The organism is Microcoleus sp. BM001215392, assembly GCF_036700185.1.
Taxonomy (GTDB): Bacteria; Cyanobacteriota; Cyanobacteriia; order Cyanobacteriales; family Microcoleaceae; genus Microcoleus.
In genome coordinates this window covers 1-3,038 of the sequence record NZ_JAUBOJ010000580.1, presented here as the reverse complement: position 1 = coordinate 3,038, position 3,038 = coordinate 1, and the positions used below count along the sequence as shown (strand labels likewise).

At 44.8% G+C, this 3,038-nt stretch carries 3 protein-coding genes; 2 read left to right on the top strand and 1 reads right to left on the bottom strand.

Annotation, left to right across the window (positions count from 1 at the left end):
- Nucleotides 1-50 precede the first annotated feature (50 nt).
- Complete coding sequence (gene deoC / locus QT974_RS32930; protein WP_333472567.1) at nt 51-731, bottom strand: deoxyribose-phosphate aldolase; 681 nt, start codon at nt 729-731, stop codon at nt 51-53.
- Between the two features lie 321 nt (nt 732-1,052).
- On the opposite strand from deoC, the gene QT974_RS32925 reads away from it, so the two are divergent.
- Complete coding sequence (locus tag QT974_RS32925; RefSeq protein ID WP_333472566.1) at nt 1,053-1,415, top strand: hypothetical protein; 363 nt, start codon at nt 1,053-1,055, stop codon at nt 1,413-1,415.
- A gap of 328 nt (nt 1,416-1,743) precedes the next feature.
- A complete protein-coding gene (locus tag QT974_RS32920; protein WP_333472565.1) occupies nt 1,744-2,775 on the top strand; it encodes a tetratricopeptide repeat protein in 1,032 nt (343 codons plus the stop codon).
- Nucleotides 2,776-3,038: the final 263 nt, after the last annotated feature.

The following is a 3,038-nucleotide window of genomic DNA, read 5'->3' as shown; positions in this document are numbered from 1 at the left end:
TCAACTGTCAACTGTCAACTGTCAACTGTCAACTGTCAACTGTCAACTGACTAATGACTCTTATCTAAATTATCTCGCTGGCGGAGTAATTCTGGGCCGCGAGAAGTCCCCAAACGAGTCGCACCAGCCACGATCAAATCTATAGCTTGTTCGTGAGTGCGAATTCCTCCAGCAGCTTTAATACCAACCCTTCCCTTAGTAAATTCCTTCAGCAACTTCACATCTTCAAGTGTCGCCGCACCAAAAAAGCCCGTATTAGTTTTGATATAAGCGGCGCCCGCCTCCATGCAAAGCTCAGCCGCTAATTGTTTTTCCTCATCCGAAAGCATCGAGCATTCGATAATCGCCTTAATAGTTTGTCCGGTTTCTTCGCAAATTTCAGCTAATTCCCGGTGAAATTCGTCATTTTTTCCGGCTTTCAACAATCCTAAATTGACGCAGACATCTAATTCAACGGCTCCATTGTCTGCGGCTTCTAGGGCTTCGTAGAGTTTGACTGCTGATGTGGTTGCTCCCGTGGGAAAACCTATGACAGTCGAGACTTTTGGCTTTCTGCCGTGCAGAAGACTTACCGCTTGTCGCACGTAGGCGGGATACACGCAAACTGTGGCAAACCCAAATCTTTCTGCTTGTTGGCAGCAGTTTTCTACTTGCTCGGGGGTGGCGCTTGGGTCGATCAGAGCGTGGTCGATATAGGGGGCAATATCGATATCTGGCCCTTTTGCAGCCATTGCTGTATTTTCTCCGAAGCAACTACTTCTTTATTATGTATCGAATTTACCAATTCTTAACTTGCCTCTGGGTCTGAGCGAGTACAAATACTCAATTTGCTGCTCAGACAGGCTGTTTTGCGAATTGGTTCATCTAGTTATGACAAAAAAAATAAATTTTAGTATCTGCCTTTAGATACATTTTTAATCTTTCTTTAGGTATACTTTATTAAAAGGAGTTGAGGTAGAGCCTGCGTCAGCTACGCGGTCAGGCAGAGCCTGGTAGCAGTCACTGTTTTTACTCCGAGTAATGCTTTAAAAACATCACAGCCAGTGCCAAGCATGAATCATTTAGAACTCGAACAAGAAATTGGAAAGATGGCTAGAGCGATGATGACTCGCAACAGCTTAATTGGTAAAGATTTGATTGCCGATCTCAGGGGGCGGCTGTCAACAGACAGCGTAGCTGCTTTGATGATTGTCAGTATAGAGCGCTTGATTTGGTCTGACTGTGAGTCGGTGCTCTGGAGTTTGAGTTATTTGATTCCTGCTGACGTGATGGAAGAGATTCGCCGGATTACGGCGCTGGTTGTTTGCAAGCGCTTGATGGGTAAGGGTTTTGTGCTGGGTCAGGATTTTAGTATTGATGGTTCGGGCAGGTTGCTGTTGAGCGAGACTGCTCAAACAGCGGTTGTGGTTGCTTGAAGAAAGGCAAGCAGAAGTTTGAGCTATTGGCACTACGAGATTTGCACTCTTAGTGTAACTGCAAACCAGCGTTGCGGATGCGCTAATAGTTTTGTGACTCGCGCCAGCCTGAGATTTGTAACAGATCGACCAGTGATGAGTGTGGTTAGCTGAAAGAGCATTTGATCAGAGGAAAATAGTTTGTTTCAACTGTCAATTGTTGAGGTTGTTAATGGCTGCTTGTACGGGCGATCGCCCTGTATCAAAATTTTCTGATTTGTAGTGAAATTACAGTTTAACTCCGAGCATTATTCGTGTAGAATCATCCCTAAGATAGATGCGAAATATTATGAACTTAATTCAAAACTTGGAAGCGGCTTGGTATTATCATCTGGGTTCGCGCCACCTCGAAGCTAACGATCATGATAGTGCTCTGGCAAACTTTAGCAGAGCTGTGAAGTTGCAATCGGATCATTATAAGGCTTGGTTCGGGCGAGGTATGGCTTTGGGGAACTTAGAACGACATTTAGAGGCGCTTTTAAGTTTTGATGAAGCCTTGGCGGTGCAGCCGGATGCGAGCTTTGGCTGGCACAACCGGGCTATTGCTTTAGGAAAGTTGGGCCGCCTTTTGGAGGCGCTCAACAGTTTCGATCGCGCTCTGGAATTCAACCCGCTGGCGGCAAGTATTTGGCACAACCGGGGACTTTTGCTCATTGATACGGGGCTTTACCACAAGGCGATTCAGAGTTTCGATCGCTCTTTGAGCTTGCAGCCGGATGCGCCTTGGGCGTGGTACAACCGAGGCAATGCTCTGTTAGAGCTAAAACTTTACTATCAGGCGCTCAACAGTTTCGATCGCGCGATCGAGTTTAACCCAGATGATGCGAAGGCTTGGTACAATCGCGGTCTAGCGGCAAACTTCATGGGACTTTACAAGCAAGCAGTGGCTAGTTTTAGCCGCTCGCTCGCTCTGAAACCCGATCGAGTAGAAGCTGTGGGCGAGCGACGAGTTGCTTTGGGAAAATTAGTAGGTTTAAATCAGAACAATATCAAGTTCACTCCTACATCTGAGTGTGTTGAGTGTGTCTTTGAAGATTATTTGCTTTGGTACAATCGAGGTGTAGAATTGGCGCGAGAAGGTAGCTACTCGGAGGCGATCGCTTGCTACGAAATAGCCTTAGAAATCAATCCTGATTTTGCGAACGCTTTTTACAACAAAGCTTGTTGTTATGCGCTGCTGGGCTTTGCTGATTTAGCGCTTGACAATTTGCAGCGGGCTGTGGAGTTTATGCCGATTTTATACCGAGAGCTAGCTTTAGCTGACTCTGATTTGAGCGACATTAGGAAACAAGAACGTTTTGCCGCACTGATCCAAGGTTGAGAAGTCATCAGTCAGTAGTCAGTAGTCAGTAGTCATTGGTTATTGGTTATTGGTCATTAGTCATTAGTCATTAGTCATTGGTTATTGGTTATTGGTTATTAGTTATTAGTCAGGAGTCATTAGTCATTAGTCATTAGTCACTGATTATTGGGAAATATTCAAAAATAACAAATAAAAAATAACAAATAACAAATAACAAATAACAAATAACAGTCAACAGTCAACAGTCAACAGTCAACAGTCAACAGTCAACAGTCAACAGT

Excerpts from the sequence above, each read along its gene's own strand:
- deoC (WP_333472567.1), bottom strand. The coding sequence starts at position 731 with ATGGCTGCAAAAGGGCCAGATATCGATATTGCCCCCTATATCGACCAC.
- QT974_RS32925 (WP_333472566.1), top strand. The coding sequence starts at position 1,053 with ATGAATCATTTAGAACTCGAACAAGAAATTGGAAAGATGGCTAGAGCG.
- QT974_RS32920 (WP_333472565.1), top strand. The coding sequence starts at position 1,744 with ATGAACTTAATTCAAAACTTGGAAGCGGCTTGGTATTATCATCTGGGT.